Origin of the sequence: Candidatus Pantoea edessiphila, assembly GCF_002933355.1 — a bacterium.
Lineage (GTDB): Bacteria > Pseudomonadota > Gammaproteobacteria > Enterobacterales > Enterobacteriaceae > Pantoea_C > Pantoea_C edessiphila.
In genome coordinates this window covers 19,063-38,029 of record NZ_PDKU01000004.1, presented here as the reverse complement: position 1 = coordinate 38,029, position 18,967 = coordinate 19,063, and the positions used below count along the sequence as shown (strand labels likewise).

Here is an 18,967-nt window from a genome sequence, read left to right as displayed (position 1 = left end):
AAAGTTTTAATTATGATACAAAATTATATTTTTATAACAGGTGGAGTTGTATCATCCTTAGGGAAAGGTATTACAACTGCATCTCTTGCAGCTGTTCTCGAGGCTCGTAATCTTAATGTAACTATAATAAAATTAGATCCTTATATCAATGTAGATCCTGGTACTATGAATCCAAATCAACATGGAGAAGTTTTTGTTACTGAAGATGGAGCTGAAACCGATTTAGATTTAGGCCACTATGAACGTTTTATTAGCACTAAAATGTCCCGTAGAAACAATTTTACTACTGGTAAAATATATTCAGAAGTATTATATAAAGAACGTCGAGGTGATTATTTGGGTTCTACAATTCAAGTTATTCCTCATATAACTAATGCTATTAAAGAAAATATTATTATTGGAGGAAAAGGTTATGATGTTATTCTTGTGGAAGTTGGTGGTACTGTAGGTGATATTGAATCGTTACCATTTTTAGAAGCAATTCGTCAGATGTCTGTAGATATAGGTCGTAAACATATTATGTATATACATCTTACTTTAGTACCTTATATAGATACAGCTGCTGAATTGAAAACTAAACCAACACAACATTCTGTCAAAGAGTTACTTTCAATTGGTATTCAACCAGATGTTATAATTTGTAGATCTAGTAGTACAATTCCAGATAATGAACGCGCTAAGATTTCTTTATTTTGTAATGTACCAAAAAAAGCTATTATTTCAATTAAAGATATTGATTCTATTTATAAAATACCCAATATGATAAAATCTCAGGGATTAGATGGCTATATATGTGAATTTTTTGAACTAATAGCACCAGAAGCAAATTTATCACAGTGGGATCAAGTGGTGTATGAGGAATCTAATCCATTAGGTCAGGTTACTGTTGGGGTGATAGGTAAGTATGTCGCTTTGCCAGATGCTTATAAATCCGTAATAGAAGCATTAAAGCATGGGGGTTTAAAAAATCGTATTACTGTTGATATAAAATTGATTGATTCTCAAGATATTGAAGTATATGGTATCGAATTATTAAATAATTTGCATGCAATTTTAATACCAGGCGGTTTCGGTATTCGTGGCATAGATGGTAAGTTAAAAACTATAAAATATGCACGTGAAAATAAAATTCCTTATTTAGGTATTTGTTTAGGTATGCAACTAGCAATAATAGAATTTGCTCGTAATGTTACCGGCATTAAAGAAGCTAATTCTACAGAATTTGTCTTAAACTGTAAAAGCCCAGTAATTCTAGCTATAAAAAATCTATACTCAAAATATAATAAAAATAATAAATTAAGAGGTATTATGCGACTTGGCACTCAATTATGTAAGTTATCACCAAATAGTAAAATAAGAAAAATATACAACTCTGATACAATTTTTGAACGTCATAGACACAGATATGAAGTAAATAATTTATTTTTAAACAAAATTGAATCATCTGGTTTAAAAATAACTGGACGTTCTAAAAACAATAAATTAGTTGAAGTTATAGAAATTCTAGATCACCCTTGGTTTATAGCTTGTCAGTTTCATCCAGAATTTCAGTCTAATCCTCGTTATGGTCATCCTCTTTTCATGAGTTTTATTAAGGCTGCCTATGAATATCAAAATTAATAAAAATATTGCAATTTTTTTATGTCAAGGAAAATTTTAATGTCTAAAATAACAAATATAATTGGTCGTGAAATTATAGATTCACGTGGTAATCCTACTGTAGAAGCAGAAGTACATTTAGAAAAAGGTTCTATAGGTATAGCATCAGTTCCATCAGGTGCGTCTACAGGATCTCTTGAAGCAATAGAATTACGTGATATGGATAAATCCCGTTTTTTTGGAAAAGGTGTCTGTAAAGCTGTTAATTTAATTAATACTGTCATAAAACAAGCAATAAAACATAAAGATGCTACAAATCAAGAAAATATTGATAACATCATGATTAATTTAGATGGAACAGAAAATAAATCTAATCTTGGTGCAAATTCTATTTTAGCTGTTTCATTAGCTACTGCTAAAGCTGCTGCTGTTTCAAAAGGTTTATGGCTTTATGAACATATTGCAGAGCTAAATAGTACTCCAAAAAAATATTCTATGCCATTACCAATGATAAATATAATTAATGGTGGTAAACATGCTGATAATAATGTTGATATACAAGAGTTTATGATTCAACCAGTAAGCGCTGAAAATATTAAAGAAGCTATACGCATGGGATCAGAAATATTTCATAATTTATTTATCGTTTTAAGAAATAAAGGTATGAGTACAAACGTAGGAGATGAAGGAGGTTATTCACCTAATTTAAAATCAAATACAGAAGCTTTAGAATTTATAAGTGAAGCAATATCATTAACTGATTATAAATTAGGTAAGGATATTACTTTAGCTATAGATTGTGCAGCTTCTGAATTATATAATAAAGGTTATTATTGGCTTAAAGGAGAAAATAAAACATTTAATTCAAAAAATTTTACTAAATTTTTAAGAGAACTTACTGAAAAATATCCTATAACTTCTATTGAAGATGGATTGGATGAATCTGATTGGAAAGGTTTTGCTTATCAAACTAAAATTTTAGGAAATAAAATTCAGTTAGTAGGTGATGATTTATTTGTTACTAATACAAAAATGCTTAGAAAAGGTATAAATGAAGGTATTGTTAACTCTATACTAATAAAATATAACCAAATTGGTTCATTAACTGAAACTTTAACAGCTATTAAAATGGCAAAAGATGCAGGTTATAGTACAATAATATCTCATCGTTCAGGTGAAACTGAAGATACGACAATTTCTGATTTAGCTGTAGGTACAGCAGCAGGTCAAATTAAAACTGGATCCTTAAGCCGTTCTGAACGTGTAGCTAAATATAATCGGTTAATTCGTATTGAAGAAAGATTGAATTATAATGATCATATTTTAAATAGACTAAATATTAGATAACAGAATTCAATTTAATATTATTCTGATAATTATTCTAAATATGGAATTAACTAATATTAAAATGTATATTTAATATTGGTTAATAAGTTGATTATTCAATAGGTCGATAAAATACAATATGCTTTATCCAATTAATGAAATATTTCATAGTCTACAAGGAGAAGGTTTTTATTCTGGCGTTCCAGCTATCTTTATTCGATTTCAAGGATGTTCTGTAGGTTGTCAATGGTGTGATACTAAATATACATGGAAACAATTATCAAATAAAATGGGTTTATTAAAAGATATCTTACTGAAAAGTAAGGTAAGTAATATTTGGAGTTATTTAGATTGTATGACCGTTTTAAGTACAATTGTACAAAAAGAATGGAATGCCAATCATATAGTTATTACTGGAGGGGAACCTTCAATGCATGATCTCCGTCCTTTAACAATTTTTTTAGAAAAAAACGGCTTTTACTGTCAGTTAGAAACCAGTGGTACTTATGCAATTAATTGTTCAGAAAAAACATGGGTAACAGTTTCACCAAAACTAGACCTTAAAAGTGATAACAAGACATTAATGAAATCACTAATTAGATCTGATGAAATTAAATATTTAGTAAATAGTGAACTCGATATTGAAATTTTAGATAAATTACTATTAAACATTAATGATGATAAAAAACGTATCATTTCTCTACAACCTATTAGTTGTAATAGTATTGCAACTAATATCTGTATCAAAAATTGCTTAGCTCGCAATTGGAAATTATCTATTCAAATACATAGATATTTAAATATCAGATAAATAATCATTAAAATGATTAGGTTATCTTTTTATTTATATTATTTTTATATCATATAATTTCTATCCTTTATATACACATCCTGATGTACAAGTTTCATATATTATCACTGAACTTAAAAGAGGTAAATTTGGTTTTACTTGATTCCAGATCCATTTTGCTAACAATTCACTAGTTGGGTTTTCTAATCCTGAAATTTCATTGAGGCAACTATGGTCAAGACAATTATAAATTGGTTTAAATGCATCCTGTATTTTAGAAAAGTCTATTACCCAACCACTATGTTCATTTATCTCACCAGTTATTTCCAGCTGAACTAAAAATGAATGACCATGTAATTTACTACATTTATGATCTAATGGTACATTAGGTAAAAAATGTGCTGCTTCAAATTTAAATTTTTTAAACAAAGTTATTGGCATATATAATACTTACTTAATAAGTAACTGTTATTTCAAAATTAAGACTAAAAATTTTTATTTATTAAAAACTAGATACAATTATAACCTATAATACCTAAAAATTCGAAATAAATATTTTAAATTATTAGTTATTTAATATATTTAATGTTTATTTCATTGTGCAATTATAGTTTGATAATTTTTAATTTATTACATAAATGTTGTATTCAAATGTATTAAAAAATTTTAATCTGATGAATAATCGACCATCCTTTTCAAGTATTAAAATTCCAATAACTTTGGAACAATTAGACAAATTAAATTTAGTTATAAACAAATTATCAAAAGATCAATTACTATGGGTATCAGGTTATCTCTGGGGTATAATTAACCAAGAGACACAAAATAATATATGTAAAGAAGAATCACCTGTAATAACAATTATATCTGCATCACAAACTGGTAATGCTAGCCGTATAGCAAAATGGATTTTTGAAAAATTTCAATTAATTAAATTTAATGTAAAATTAGTTAATGCAGCTAATTATAAATTTAAAAATATTGATCAAGAAAAAATTTTATTGATAATAATATCTACTCAAGGTGAAGGAGAACCTCCTGAAGAATCAATTGCCTTATATAAATTTTTGATGTCAAAACGAGCACCAAACATGACTGATACTTTATTTGCAGTATTTGGTTTGGGAGATAGTTCTTATGAATTCTTTAATCAAGCAGGTAAAGATGTTGATAACAGACTATATGAATTAGGAGCGAAACGTTTATTAAATAGATTTGATGCCGATATTAACTACGATAATCAAATAAAAATTTGGTATAATACATTAATAAAAACTCTTAAAATTCACATAAAAACTTCATTAATACAGCAAGACAAAACAAATGTAGAAAATATAATAAATAAAGATTATGTTTCTAGTTATCATAAGAACAATCCTTTCAATGCAGTTTGTTTATTAAATCAAAAAATTACTGGTAAAAATTCAAGAAAGGATGTGCGTCATATTGAAATTGATATCAGTAACTCAAAAATGGTTTATAAACCAGGTGATGCAGTTGGTGTATGGTATGAAAACAATGATAATTTGATTAATGAAATGTTAAATCTAGTTAAATTACATGATAATGAATTAATTAGCATTTATGGTAAAAACATATCAATAAAAAAAGCGCTAAAAAAATATTTTGAACTAACAAAAAATAGCAGTAAAATAGTTGAAAAATACGCTTTCTTATCAAAGAATAAACATTTATTGTCTATTATCAATGATAAATATAAGTTACAAAAATATGTTAATAATTATCCTATTGTTGATATGATTCGTTTAGCTCCTAATCAGTTAACTGCAGAACAATTAATTAGCTTATTACGTCCATTAACACCTAGATTTTATTCAATTGCTTCTTCTCAATCTGAAATGAGAAATGAAATACATATTACAGTTAATGTAGTTACTTTCAGTATTGATAATTATTGTCGTGGTGGTGGTGCATCCACTTGGTTATCTAATTGTATAGAAGAAGATAATATACCTATATTTGTTCAAAATAATGATAATTTTCGTTTACCTATAGACAAAACATTACCAATAATTATGATATGTACTGGAACTGGTATCGCTCCGTTTCGTTCATTTATGCAACAACGTGATTACGATAATGCTTCAGGTAAAAATTGGTTGTTTTTTGGAAATCATAGCTTTAGAGAAGATTTTTTATATCAAATAGAATGGCAAGATTACACAAGAAAAGGTCTTTTAAATAAAATTAGTTTAGCATGGTCAAGAGATCAATTTGAAAAAGTTTATATTCAAGATAAAATTCGCACTAACGGAGTTAAAATATGGAATTGGATTCAAGAAGGTGCACATATTTATGTGTGTGGAAATGCGAATAGTATGGCAAAAGATGTTGAGAAAGCATTATTAGAAATTATTATTAGATATGGTCAAATAAATATTGAAAAAGCTGAAGATTTTCTAAATAAATTACGTATTGAACACCGGTATCAACGAGACGTTTACTAATGACTACAAAACATTTAAAAAATTCTTTAATTATTGAAGGTAAATTAGAAGATGCAGAACGCATAAAAGATCAAAGTAATTATTTGCGTGGCACTATTCTTCAAGACCTTAAAAATGAAATAACTGGAGGTTTTAGTGGAGATAACTTTTCATTAATTCGTTTTCACGGAATGTACCAACAAGATGATAGAGATATTAGAGCGGAACGAATGAAACAGAAATTAGAACCGCTATATTTTATGATGTTACGTTGCAGAATTCCTGGAGGTCTTATTACATCAAAACAATGGTTAGCTATTGACGATTTTGCTACTACTAATACCATGTACGGTAGTATTCGTTTAACAAATCGTCAAACATTCCAACTTCATGGTATTTTTAAAAATAATATTAAAATTACTCATAAGATGTTACATCGCATAGGACTTGATTCATTAGCTACCGCTAATGATGTCAATCGAAATGTACTATGTACTTCAAACCCTCTTGAATCTACTATACATCAAACAGTGTATAATTTAGCAAAAAAAATTTCTGATCACTTATTACCACGTACAAAAGCATATGCAGAAATTTGGTTAGATAAAAAAAGAACAACCGATACAGTAGATGTAGAACCCATTTTAGGCAAAACTTATCTACCAAGAAAATTTAAAACCACAATAGTAATTCCACCTCATAATGAGGTAGATTTACATGCAAATGATCTTAATTTTATATCTATTATAAATAATAATAATTTAATTGGTTTCAATGTGTTAATAGGTGGTGGTTTATCTATAGATCATGGTAATAAAGAAACTTATCCACGTACAGCAACAGATTTTGGTTTTATTTCAGTTGAAAAAATCATTGATGTAACTACTGCTGTAATCACTATACAACGTGACTGGGGTAATCGTACGAATCGAAAAAATGCTAAAACTAAATACACATTAGAACGCGTAGGTTTTGAGATTTTCAAAAGAGAAATAGAAATACGTGCAAATATAAAATTTAAGCCTAGCTATCCTTATAAATTAAGTTCTCGTGGTGACCGTATAGGATGGATTAAAGGAACAGATGAAAAGTGGCATTTAACATTATTTATTGAAAATGGACGTATTCTTGATTATCCTAACAAAAAATTAAAAAAAGGCATTTCGGAAATTGCAAAATGTCATCAGGGTCATTTCCGTCTAACTGCTAACCAAAATATAATAGTATCTGGTGTACTAGAAAGTGAAAAATTACATATTGAATCACTCGCTCGTAAATATGGTTTAATGGATAACATTTCATCACAGAGAAAAAATTCCATGGCTTGCGTTGCTTTCCCGACATGTCCGTTAGCGATGGCAGAAGCTGAAAGATTTTTACCAAATTTTATTACAAAAATTGAAAAAATAATGCAATTTTATGGAATAGAAGAAAAATATATCATACTTAGAGTTACTGGTTGTCCTAATGGTTGTGGTCGTGCTCTGCTTGCTGAAATTGGTTTAATAGGTAAAGCAATTGGTCGTTATAATTTATATATTGGAGGCAATAAAATAGGTACGAGAATTGCAAAAATATATCGTGAAAATATTAATGAAGTTGATATTATTGCTAATATTTCCAAATTAATAGAATATTGGTCTAAAGAAAGTCTTGATGAAGAGGACTTTGGTGATTTTGCAATAAGAGTTGGAATTGTCAGACCAGTATTAGATCCAGCAAAAGACTTTTGGGATTAAAACAATGATTCAATTAGATTGTTCAATGCTTACAGAAATGTCAAGATTAGAACGTGAAGATATGTTAATTTCTATTAATGTTAATTTAAAATCACGTTTAGCAGAGGATCGTGTTATTTGGACATTAGAACATTTACCAAAAATACACATCTTATCTTCTAGTTTTGGTATTCAATCTGCGGTTTCTTTACATTTAATTACAAGTTTACAACCTAATATTCCAATAATATTAATAGATACCGGATATTTATTTCCAGAAACTTATAATTTTATTGACGATTTAGTAGATAAATTTAATTTAAATTTGCATGTTTTCCGTTCTGAAATATCACCAGCTTGGCAAGAATCACGTTATGGTCAATTATGGAAACAGGGTTTAGATGGCATTAACTTATACAATAAAATAAATAAAATAGATCCAATGAATTATGCTATTAAACACCTAAAAATCAAAACTTGGTTTGCTGGACTACGTCGAACTCAATCTAATTCTAGATCTAATTTACCTATATTACATATGCAAAAAGGTATTTTTAAAGTATTACCTATTGTGGATTGGGATAATCGTCAGGTTCATAACTATCTAAAAAAACATAATTTAAAATACCATCCTTTATGGAACAAAGGTTATGTATCTTTAGGCGATATACATACTACTCAAACTTTAAAACCAGGTATGAAAGAAGAAGATACACGCTTTTTCGGTGTTAAACGAGAATGCGGAATTCATGAAAATTAATAAATTGATATATAAATAAAGATCTATAATCTTATATTATTTCTTTAAATGTACTTGTATTATAATAATCAAACATAGAATAAAATCTAAATATTTATTCTATTCAGTAACTACTCATGCTAATTCATAATTTAATTTCAATAAATACAGAGAGGTATAATTCAAAGTAATAAAAAATCGTGATATTAAGGTTAATGTGAATTATTTACCTATTTTTATCAATTTAAATAGCCGTGCAGTTTTAGTTATTGGCGGAGGGATTGTCGCTAAAAGGAAAATTGAACAACTATATCGAGCTGGTGCATGCATAAAAATTGTTGCTAGTGAGATCTGTAGTGAGCTAAAAAAATTAATTGATATACATCAAATTGAATGGATATCTAAGAAATTTGATCCTATCCAATTAGATAAAGTATTTTTAGTAGTAGCTGCAACTAATGATAACATACTGAATAAAAAAATTTACCAAGAAGCAAATATCAGATATAAATTAGTCAACATAGTAGATAATCAATCAAATTGTAATTTTATCTTTCCTTCTATCATCAATCGCTCACCTATATTAATTGCCATATCTTCAAGTGGAACAGCTCCTGTATTAGCTAAAACATTGCGTGAAAAGTTAGAAGCATTATTACCAAATAATATAAATGAAATGGCATTATTGGCTAGTAAATGGCGTCATAAGGTTAAAAATCATTTTGTTTATCTATCGGATCGTCGCCGTTTTTGGGAACGCATTTTTAACGGACCTTTCATTAATCAAATAGCGACAGGCAATATAAATAAAGCACAACTCATCTTAAAAAATGAATTAAAATATAATCCAAATCACCAAGGTAAAATTATTTTAGTAGGTGCAGGACCTGGAGATAGTAGCTTACTAACTTTACGTGCTTTACAAGTAATACAATTAGCTGATGTAGTATTATATGATAATTTAGTGAGTAAAGAAGTATTAGAACTTATACGTAAAGATGCAGATCTTATCTGCGTAGGTAAAAGTATTGGTTCTCAATTATTTTCACAAAAAGAAACGAATAAAATGCTAGTGCAACTAGCATTACAAGGTAAATATGTAGTTCGATTGAAAGGTGGAGATCCATTTATTTTTGGACGTGGAGCTGAAGAGCTGCAAGCTGCTAAAAAAGCTGGCATTTCCTTTCAAGTTGTTCCAGGAATAACAGCAGCTGTAGGTGCTACTGTATATGCTGGTATTCCATTAACTCATCGTGATTATGCACATAGTGTCGTTTTTATTACAGGTCATTGTCATTTTAAAAATAGTCTTATAAATTATGAATCTTTAATACGTAAGAATCAAACAATAGTTGTTTATATGGGTATTATACATGCAAATGAAATCAGTAAAATTTTGATTTGTAAAGGATGTATTGGTTCTACTCCAGTAGCTGTTATCAGTAGAGGAACGAGATATGATCAAAAAGTATTAATTGGTACTTTAGCACAGCTAGGAGAACTAGCTGCATCTGTTTCTACACCAGCTCTATTAATTATTGGAGAAGTAGTTAAACTGCATAGTCAACTCTCTTGGTTCACAGGTGAAATTCAAAATAATCCCCGTGAATCTTTTATTCTTAATTTATCTTGAGGATATAGTATGGATTGCCAAAAACTAAATCATATATATCAACTAGAAGCAGAAAGCATCTATATAATTAGAGAAGTTATAGCAGAGTTTGCTAATCCAGTAATGATGTATTCTATTGGTAAAGATTCTTCTGTAATGTTACGTTTAGCTCAAAAAGCTTTTTATCCTGCCACTATTCCATTTCCTTTCTTACATATAGATACAGGTTGGAAATTTAAAGAAATGTACGAATTTCGTGATCGTATTATTAAATCAATAGGAGCTGAATTATTAGTTCATAGTAATGAAAAAGGCATAAAAATGGGTATCAATCCATTTATACATGGTAGTGCAAAATATACTGATATTATGAAAACAGAAGCTTTGAAACAAGCTTTGAATAAATATGGATTTGATGCAGCATTTGGAGGTGCAAGAAGAGATGAAGAAATATCTAGGGCAAAGGAACGTATTTATTCATTCAGGGATCGATTTCATCGTTGGGATCCTAAAAATCAAAGACCTGAAATATGGAATAATTATAATGGGCAAATAAACAAAGGTGAAAATATTCGAGTATTTCCTTTATCAAATTGGACTGAATTAGATATTTGGCAATATATTTTTTTAGAAAATATTGAAATTGTACCACTGTATTTTTCCGCATTACGTCCTGTATTGAAACGAAATGACATTCTCATAGTAATAAATGATAATCGAATTAATTTAAAGCAAAATGAATTTATAGAAACGCGTAAGGTACGTTTTCGTACACTAGGATGTTGGCCTCTTACTGGTGCTGTCGAATCAACGGCAGAAACATTAGAAAAAATAATAGAAGAGATGTTGTTATCTAATACTAGTGAACGTAAAAATCGTGTAATTGATACAGACCAATCAAATTCAATGGAACAGAAAAAAAAGCAAGGTTACTTTTAAGGAAATATAAATCATGAATACTGTAATTGAAGATGTAAAGCAAATGATTAAGCAAGGAGGTATTAAAGCTTGGTTATTTGCACAACAAAAGAAAGATCTTCTACGTTTTCTTACTTGTGGTAGTGTAGATGATGGTAAAAGTACTCTTATTGGTCGTCTATTACATGATTGTTGTTACATATATGAAGATCAACTATCACTACTTCATAATGATAGCAAACGTTATAGTATTCAAGGTGAAAAACTTAATTTAGCGTTACTTGTAGATGGTTTACAAGCCGAACGTGAACAAGGTATTACTATAGATGTAGCATATCGATACTTTACTACTGAAAAAAGAAAGTTTATCATTGCTGATACTCCGGGACATGATCAATATACACGTAACATGGTCACTGGTGCATCAACTTGCCAATTAGCTATTATATTAGTAGATGCTCGTAAAGGAATAGTATTCCAAACACGTCGTCACAGCTTCATATCTACTTTATTGAATATTAAACATTTAATTGTAGCTATCAATAAAATGGATTTAATTGGTTATGATTTTAATATATTTGATAATATAAAGAAAGATTATATTGAGTTTGCAAAAAATTTAGCAAATGATATAAAAATAAATTTTGTTCCAATATCTGCTCTTAGAGGTGATAACATAGTATCAAAAAGTCAAAAAATGTCTTGGTACACTGAAAGTACTTTATTAGAGATATTAGAAAATACTAATTTAGATAACTTTAGAAACAATAATCATTCAATGCGTTTTCCTGTACAGTATGTTAATCATTTTAATACAAATTTTCGTGGATATGCTGGCACTGTAGCTTCTGGTATTATTTCTGTTGGACAACGTGTAAAAATTCTTCCATCGTGTATAGAATCTAATATAAAACGTATTGTAACTTTTAATGGAGATTTAAAGTCAGCTAGTACCGGTAAATCTATTACATTAGTTCTAGTAGATGAAATAGATATTAGTAGAGGAGATTTAATTGTAGATATTAATACTGTTATTAAGCCAGCACAATCTGCTGTTATAAACGTTGTATGGATGTCAGAACAACCCATGAAATCTAATAATAGTTATTATATTAAAATAGCTGGTAAAAAAATTCTTAGTCATGTAGAGGATATAATCCATCAAATCAATATAAATTCATTAGAAACATATAAGGTTAATGAATTATCATTAAACAGTATTGGTTTAGTAACAATAAATTTTGAAGAACCTATGTTTATAGATAAATATAATCAAAATAAAATTACTGGAAGTTTGATATTTATAGATCGCTTTAGCAATGCTACTATGGGTGCAGGTATGATTAATGAACCTAAATTTGATTTAAAAAATTACACTAATAAATATAGTAATTTTGAATTAGAATTAAATGCATTAGTGCGTAATTATTTTCCTCATTGGAATGTAAATGATTTATTAACGAAATGAAAATAATGAAACAACATGAAAATATAGTTTGGCACCATCACATGATTACTCGTCAATTAAGAGAAATAAAAAATAAACATAGAGGTGTAGTTTTATGGTTTACAGGATTATCCGGTTCAGGTAAATCTACTATTGCAAATTTTTTAGAAAAAGAATTATATCAAATGAATATAAATACTTATCTACTAGATGGTGATAATTTGCGTCATGGATTATGTAGTGATCTTGGTTTTAGTGATTTAGATCGGATAGAAAACATACGTCGTATAGGTGAAGTTACAAAATTAATGATAGATGCTGGTTTATTGGTTCTTACTGCGTTCATTTCTCCTTATCGAAATGAACGCAGAATAGTAAGAAATTTATTTAATAGAGATCAATTTATTGAAATATTTGTTAACACTCCTCTAAAGATTTGTGAATCTAGAGATCCTAAAGGTTTGTATAAAAAAGCACGTGCTGGTAAATTAATTAACTTTACTGGTATTGATAGTCAGTATGAAATTCCTGAACAACCAGAAATTAAATTAAACGGACAGCAACCAGTTGGTTTACTTGTCATTGAATTAATCAAATTGCTCAATGATCGTAATATTATTTAAATATTATTATTTAGATATTTAACAATATCAGTATGAAATTATTTTAAAATTAGTGATATGTTATTTTTAATATATTTAATTGAATATATTAAAATGTTATCATAAGCAATTGCAATTATTTTATAATAATTATGTGATTATTAGATCAATGAATCTTTAAAATAACATAAAATGAAATAATAACAATTATGATTAATTTATATAAGAAAGATATAGTTGCTATAGTCCCAGCAGCTGGAATTGGTAGACGTATGCAAATAAATTATCCGAAACAATATATTACTATCGGTAAAAAAACTATTATTGAACATAGTATCACAAGTTTATTAACTCATCCTGATATAAAGCAAATTATTATTGCTTTAAATTCTGAAGATCAATATTTTACTACATTACCAATAGCAAATAATCATAAAGTATCATGTGTTATAGGAGGCGATACTAGAGCTAAATCAGTATTAGCTGGATTAAAAATTGCTCCCATAACAAATTGGGTATTAGTACATGATGCATCTAGACCTTGCTTACATACTGATGATTTGCTTCGTTTAATAAAAATACGTGATAAAACTAATATTGGCGGTATATTAGCAGCACCATTAACTGATACAATCAAGCTTAATAAAACTGGTAAAGATGTTATTGATCGGACATTAGAACGTAAAAATCTATGGCGTGCTTTAACACCACAGTTTTTTTCCCGTTCTCTTTTAATATCTTGCTTAGAAGAAGCACTATTTAACGATGTAAATATTACTGATGAAGCTAATGCATTGGAATACTGTGGTTATTATCCTATTCTAATCAAAGGACGTAGTGACAATATAAAAATTACTTATTCAGAAGATATATTACTTGCAGAATTTTATCTTAACAAACAATTTGAAGGATAATAAACATGCGTGTTGGACATGGTTTTGATGTTCATACCTTTGGGTGTAAAAATCCTCTAATCCTTGGAGGTGTTAATATAAAATTTAAATACGGATTAGTAGCACATTCTGATGGCGATGTAGTTGTACATTCATTAATCGATGCTCTTTTAGGGGCAGCTGCAATGGGTGATATCGGAATGTTGTTTCCAGATAATGATTTAAATTTTAAAAAGGCTAATAGTTGTTATTTATTACGTGAAACTTGGAAACGCATTGTTTTTAAGGGTTATCATATAGGAAATGTTGATTTGACTATCATAGCACAAGTTCCAAAGATTACACCATATGCTAAACAAATGTGTGTCAATATTGCAGAAAATCTTGATTGTAAAATAGATAAAATTAATATAAAAGCTACAACAACTGAAAAATTAGGTTTTATCGGCAGAGGTGAAGGCATCGCTTGTGAATCAATTGTTTTATTGAAAAACAATTAAGTTAATTTTGATCCTACATCGACTATTACTATCACATAAAAAATCGTTTTTCAATTAAAAATTGATAGCAAAGCAAAAATATTTACAATGTATTCTTGTATTAAAAGAAAATATTTTGTACACTTAATTGAAGTTGTTAAATATATAAAGCGAAGAAGCATCTTTGATGTAAAATGTTGAATTGTATTGTTAATAATAGTTAATTAAATTAATTATACGATAATTAAACTGTATTTTTATGTTTTTATTCATTAAATTTTTGATATAAAATCAAAGGTTAAAAATTATAAAAATAACTTATGTTATTATATTAACGTAAGGTGTTTTTTATAATTTATATATTAATTAATAATAATTAATTCTATTAAAATCTATGGTTAATATTAATTTCAATAAAATTTAGATTTCAATAGAGATTAATTATCTAATAATTTTTTTATAAGAGAATTTTTAAAAATTAGTATAAACGGGCAGAAAAAGTGTTTTACCTTGAAATTACAGGTAGGACCTAGTATGAATCAAAATATACTGAAATTAAATGAACTACATGAAAATATAGAATTTGAAGAAACTAAGAATGAAATTTTTGATGAAAACAATTGTATCCACAATGAATTAGAAGAGGATATTATAGAAGAAGAATTGTTGCCAGGAACTACTCAGCGTATTTTAGATGCAACTCAATTATACCTTGGTGAGATTGGTTATTCTCCATTGCTAACTGCAGAAGAAGAAATTTTCTTTGCCCGACGTGCATTAAAAGGAGACACTTCGTCTCGTCGACGTATGATAGAAAGTAACTTGAGATTAGTAGTGAAAATCGCTCGTCGTTACAGTAATAGAGGAATGGCATTATTAGATTTAATTGAAGAAGGTAATCTTGGCTTGATTCGTGCTGTAGAAAAATTTGATCCAGAACGTGGTTTTCGTTTTTCAACCTACTCTACTTGGTGGATTCGTCAAACCATAGAACGCGCAATTATGAATCAAACTCGTACCATTCGCTTGCCTATTCACATTATGAAGGAATTAAACGTTTATTTACGTACAGCACGTGAGCTGTCTCATAAACTTGATCATGAACCAAGTGCAGAGGAAATAGCAGAAAAATTAGATAAACCAGTTGAAGATGTTAATCGTATGTTAAAACTTAATGAGCATATAACTTCAGTAGACATGCCTTTAGGTATAGATTCTGAGAAAGCGTTGTTAGATGTTTTGGCAGATGAAAAAGATAATGGTCCTGAAAAGACTACTCAAGATGACGATATGAAACAAAGTATTATCAAATGGTTATTTGAACTAAGTATTAAACAACGAGAAGTGCTATCACGTCGTTTTGGCTTATTAGGATATGATGCAGCAACTCTTGAAGATGTTGGTCGTGAAATTGGTTTAACACGTGAGAGAGTTCGTCAAATTCAAGTTGAAGGACTACGTCGTCTACGCGATATTTTGCAATCTCATGGTCTTAATATTGAGGCATTATTTCGCAAGTAAATTAAATTTTTATAACTATCTGTTACTAATTAATTACTATAACATTATCGAAGTTAATTATTTATTAATATATTCATGAAATAAACTATAAGAATATAAAAAACCAATTGATTTATAAATTATAATCAACTAAATTAATTGATGATTTTATAATATTCTAAGTTATTGATTTTAATAAATATATTAAATCTAAAGCTTCATAGGGTGTTAAATTATTTAGATCTATTTTTTTTATTATATCACTTATAATTGATGTATTTTTTTCTATTAGCCTAGAGTTGTTTTTTACTGAGTTAGAGGGAGAAAGATGCTTTTCCATCTCTAACTCATTTAATTTGTCTTTTGCTAAATTAATAACTTCTTTAGGAATACCTGCTAATAAAGCTACAGCTAACCCATAGCTTTTATTCATGCTTCCTTGTTTAATAGTATGCATAAATACAATATTATCTTCATGTTCTATTACATCAAAATATACATTTATTACACCTGTTGTCTTCTTTTGTAAAAAAGTTAATTCAAAATAATGTGTTGCAAATAATGTAATAGATTTAATTTTATTAACAAGATAATTAGCACATGACCATGCAAGAGATAAACCATCATATGTTGAAGTGCCTCTACCTATTTCATCCATTAAAACTAAACTATTCTTAGTTGAATTATGCAAGATACTTGCTGTTTCAGTCATTTCGACCATAAAAGTAGATCTACCCGCAGCTAAATCATCTGATGCTCCAATTCTAGTAAAAATACGATCGAAATTTCCTATTAATGCTTCTTTAGCTGGGACAAAACTTCCAATCCAAGCCATCAAAACTATTAGAGCAGTTTGACGCATATAAGTGCTTTTACCACCCATATTAGGTCCAGTAATAATTAACATTCTATTTTCTGTTGATAAAGATAATGAATTAGGAATAAATGGTTCTTGTAATACTTTTTCTACTACTGGATGTCGACCATTAATAATATTTATTATTGGTTTATTTTGTAATACAGGCCTACAATATTCAAGATTTAGAGCACGTTCTGCTAAATTGCTTAGTACATCAAGCTCAGCTATGGAATATGAACTCATTTGTAGTCTCTCAATATAAGGCATAAAATAATCAAATATCGATTCATATAGATTTTTTTCTAACGATAAAGACTTTGCTTTTGAAACAACTATTTTACTTTCATATGTTTTTAATTCAGGAATAATATAGCGATTAACATTCTTTAATGTCTGACGAATTATATAATGTTCTGGAACTTTATTACTTTTACTTTTATTCACTTGAACATAATATCCACACGTACTATTAAATCCTATTTTTAATGTTTCTAATCCTAATTTTATTCGTTCTTGTTTTTCAATTTCATTTAGATAATCGTTTGCTCCTTTAGCTAAAATTCGCAATTTGTCTAGTTCTGTATTATAACCAGTAGCAATAACTCCTCCATCACGAATCAAGATAGGAGGTAATTCAACTATTGCTTGTTTAAGTAAATTACATAATTCTTTAAATTCTCCTATATGTTCGTGTATTTGTTTTAATTGTTTCGTCTTAAATTGTAAGCTGATTTTATTTAAAGCAGGTAATATTTGGAAAGCATGACGTATACGAACAAAATCACGTGGTCGTGCATTGCGAAGAGCTATACGTGTTACTATTCTTTCTAAATCTCCTATTTGTTGTAAAATGGGCTGTATTATTTTATAGAATTGTTGTAGTTCTAAAATAGATTCTTGGCGTTGCTCTACAAGAGCAATATTGCGGATTGGTATTTGCAACCACCTTTTTAACATTCTATTACCCATAGATGTCATTGTTTTATTTAATATTTCATTCAATGTATTTTTTGTATCACCATATATGTTTTTTGTTATTTCTAAATTACGACATGTATTAGAATCCATTATAATATTATCTTGTGGGTGTTCCATTATTATCGATTTTATATGAGGTAACTTTTCATTACATTGAGTATTTTTTACATATTGTATTAAACAACCAGCTGCCTTTAAAGATAAAAAGGCATCTTCAACTCCAAATCCTTTTAGTTCTTTTGTACCAAATTGTAGATTTAATTGTTGATTTGCAGTGTCAATGTCAAATTCCCATATTGGACGATTTCTTAATCCACGACAATCCTTAATTAAATGGATATTTTTAAAATTGTCTGGATAAAGTAATTCGGATGGGTTGCTTTTATATAATTCTATAGCCATAAATTCTGCATTAATCAATTCTTTAATAAGAAAACGACCAGAACTCATATCCAAAGTAGCATAACCGTAGTTACATTTGTGTTCATCTTGAATAATTGCTGCTATGATATTATCGTATTTTTCTTGTAAAAAAGATTCATCACTAATAGTACCAGGTGTAATAATACGAATAACTTTACGATCAACTAAGCCTTTTGTTTGTAAAGCATTAGGTATTTGTTCGCAAATTGCTATAGATTCACCGAATTTCACTAATTTGGATAGATAATTATCAACATTATAGTAAGGCACACCTGCCATAGGAATAGGTTTACCACCTGAATTTCCACGTTTAGTTAATGATATTCCTAACATTTGTGATACACGTTTAGCATCTTCATAAAATAATTCATAAAAATCACCCATGCGGTAAAATAATAAGATATCTGGATATTCAGATTTGATTTTTAAATATTGTTGCATCATAGGTGTATGCGCAAAAAGATCCATTATATTTCTCTTTTTTTAAACATTGATATTTAATTTTTTATATAGAAAATAATATTTTATTGATACATAAAATATTTATTTTTATTTATTCAATAAAAATAAATATTATCTATTATTGAGTATTTTGTTTTTAAATTTTAATTATAATCAAACAATATAGATATTATAA

15 protein-coding genes are annotated in these 18,967 nt (G+C 28.2%); 13 read left to right on the top strand and 2 right to left on the bottom strand.

What is annotated here, in order from left to right:
* The first annotated feature begins 12 nt into the window (after positions 1-12).
* From CRV10_RS02975 to queE, 3 genes are all read left to right on the top strand, one after another.
* The gene (locus tag CRV10_RS02975) at positions 13-1,620 is read left to right on the top strand and encodes a CTP synthase (protein WP_136130339.1); all 1,608 of its coding nucleotides are present in this window, start codon (positions 13-15) and stop codon (positions 1,618-1,620) included.
* Between the two features lie 39 nt (positions 1,621-1,659).
* Complete coding sequence (gene eno, locus CRV10_RS02970) at positions 1,660-2,946, top strand: phosphopyruvate hydratase (protein WP_136130338.1); 1,287 nt, start codon at positions 1,660-1,662, stop codon at positions 2,944-2,946.
* A gap of 118 nt (positions 2,947-3,064) precedes the next feature.
* Positions 3,065-3,736: a 7-carboxy-7-deazaguanine synthase QueE gene (queE, locus tag CRV10_RS02965; protein ID WP_136130337.1), complete on the top strand. Its 672-nt coding sequence runs from the start codon at positions 3,065-3,067 to the stop codon at positions 3,734-3,736.
* Between the two features lie 60 nt (positions 3,737-3,796).
* Here queE and queD read toward each other — a convergent pair whose 3' ends face one another.
* Positions 3,797-4,156, bottom strand: coding sequence for a 6-carboxytetrahydropterin synthase QueD (queD, locus tag CRV10_RS02960; protein WP_136130336.1), 360 nt, complete (start codon positions 4,154-4,156; stop codon positions 3,797-3,799).
* A 233-nt stretch (positions 4,157-4,389) separates the two neighbouring features.
* Between queD and cysJ the strand changes: the two genes are divergently transcribed.
* The 10 genes from cysJ to rpoS all read left to right on the top strand — a co-directional run bounded on the left by cysJ (position 4,390) and on the right by rpoS (position 16,091).
* Positions 4,390-6,183: an NADPH-dependent assimilatory sulfite reductase flavoprotein subunit gene (cysJ, locus tag CRV10_RS02955; RefSeq protein WP_136130335.1), complete on the top strand. Its 1,794-nt coding sequence runs from the start codon at positions 4,390-4,392 to the stop codon at positions 6,181-6,183.
* Positions 6,183-7,901, top strand: a complete 1,719-nt coding sequence (gene cysI, locus CRV10_RS02950; RefSeq protein WP_136130334.1) for an assimilatory sulfite reductase (NADPH) hemoprotein subunit — start codon at positions 6,183-6,185, stop codon at positions 7,899-7,901. The genes cysJ and cysI overlap by 1 nt, the downstream gene beginning before the upstream one ends.
* A gap of 4 nt (positions 7,902-7,905) precedes the next feature.
* Positions 7,906-8,640: a phosphoadenylyl-sulfate reductase gene (locus CRV10_RS02945; protein WP_136130333.1), complete on the top strand. Its 735-nt coding sequence runs from the start codon at positions 7,906-7,908 to the stop codon at positions 8,638-8,640.
* 196 nt (positions 8,641-8,836) lie between these two features.
* Positions 8,837-10,252: a siroheme synthase CysG gene (gene cysG, locus CRV10_RS02940; RefSeq protein WP_136130332.1), complete on the top strand. Its 1,416-nt coding sequence runs from the start codon at positions 8,837-8,839 to the stop codon at positions 10,250-10,252.
* Positions 10,253-10,261: 9 nt separating this feature from the next.
* On the top strand, positions 10,262-11,170 hold the full coding sequence (gene cysD / locus CRV10_RS02935; protein ID WP_136130331.1) for a sulfate adenylyltransferase subunit CysD: 909 nt from the start codon (positions 10,262-10,264) through the stop codon (positions 11,168-11,170).
* A 13-nt stretch (positions 11,171-11,183) separates the two neighbouring features.
* Entirely contained in the window at positions 11,184-12,617 is a 1,434-nt protein-coding gene (gene cysN, locus CRV10_RS02930) for a sulfate adenylyltransferase subunit CysN (protein ID WP_136130330.1), read from the top strand.
* 5 nt (positions 12,618-12,622) lie between these two features.
* Positions 12,623-13,219 (top strand): adenylyl-sulfate kinase, encoded by a 597-nt coding sequence (gene cysC / locus CRV10_RS02925; protein ID WP_136130372.1) that lies wholly within the window; start codon positions 12,623-12,625, stop codon positions 13,217-13,219.
* 188 nt (positions 13,220-13,407) lie between these two features.
* Entirely contained in the window at positions 13,408-14,112 is a 705-nt protein-coding gene (gene ispD / locus CRV10_RS02920; protein ID WP_136130329.1) for a 2-C-methyl-D-erythritol 4-phosphate cytidylyltransferase, read from the top strand.
* Positions 14,113-14,117: 5 nt separating this feature from the next.
* The gene (gene ispF, locus CRV10_RS02915) at positions 14,118-14,591 is read left to right on the top strand and encodes a 2-C-methyl-D-erythritol 2,4-cyclodiphosphate synthase (RefSeq protein WP_136130328.1); all 474 of its coding nucleotides are present in this window, start codon (positions 14,118-14,120) and stop codon (positions 14,589-14,591) included.
* A gap of 513 nt (positions 14,592-15,104) precedes the next feature.
* Positions 15,105-16,091 carry an RNA polymerase sigma factor RpoS gene (gene rpoS, locus CRV10_RS02910; protein WP_136130327.1) on the top strand — a complete coding sequence of 329 codons (987 nt, stop codon included), beginning with the start codon at positions 15,105-15,107 and terminating at the stop codon, positions 16,089-16,091.
* Positions 16,092-16,248: 157 nt separating this feature from the next.
* Here the strand turns inward: rpoS and mutS are convergent, their stop codons facing one another.
* Entirely contained in the window at positions 16,249-18,798 is a 2,550-nt protein-coding gene (gene mutS, locus CRV10_RS02905) for a DNA mismatch repair protein MutS (RefSeq protein ID WP_136130326.1), read from the bottom strand.
* Positions 18,799-18,967: the final 169 nt, after the last annotated feature.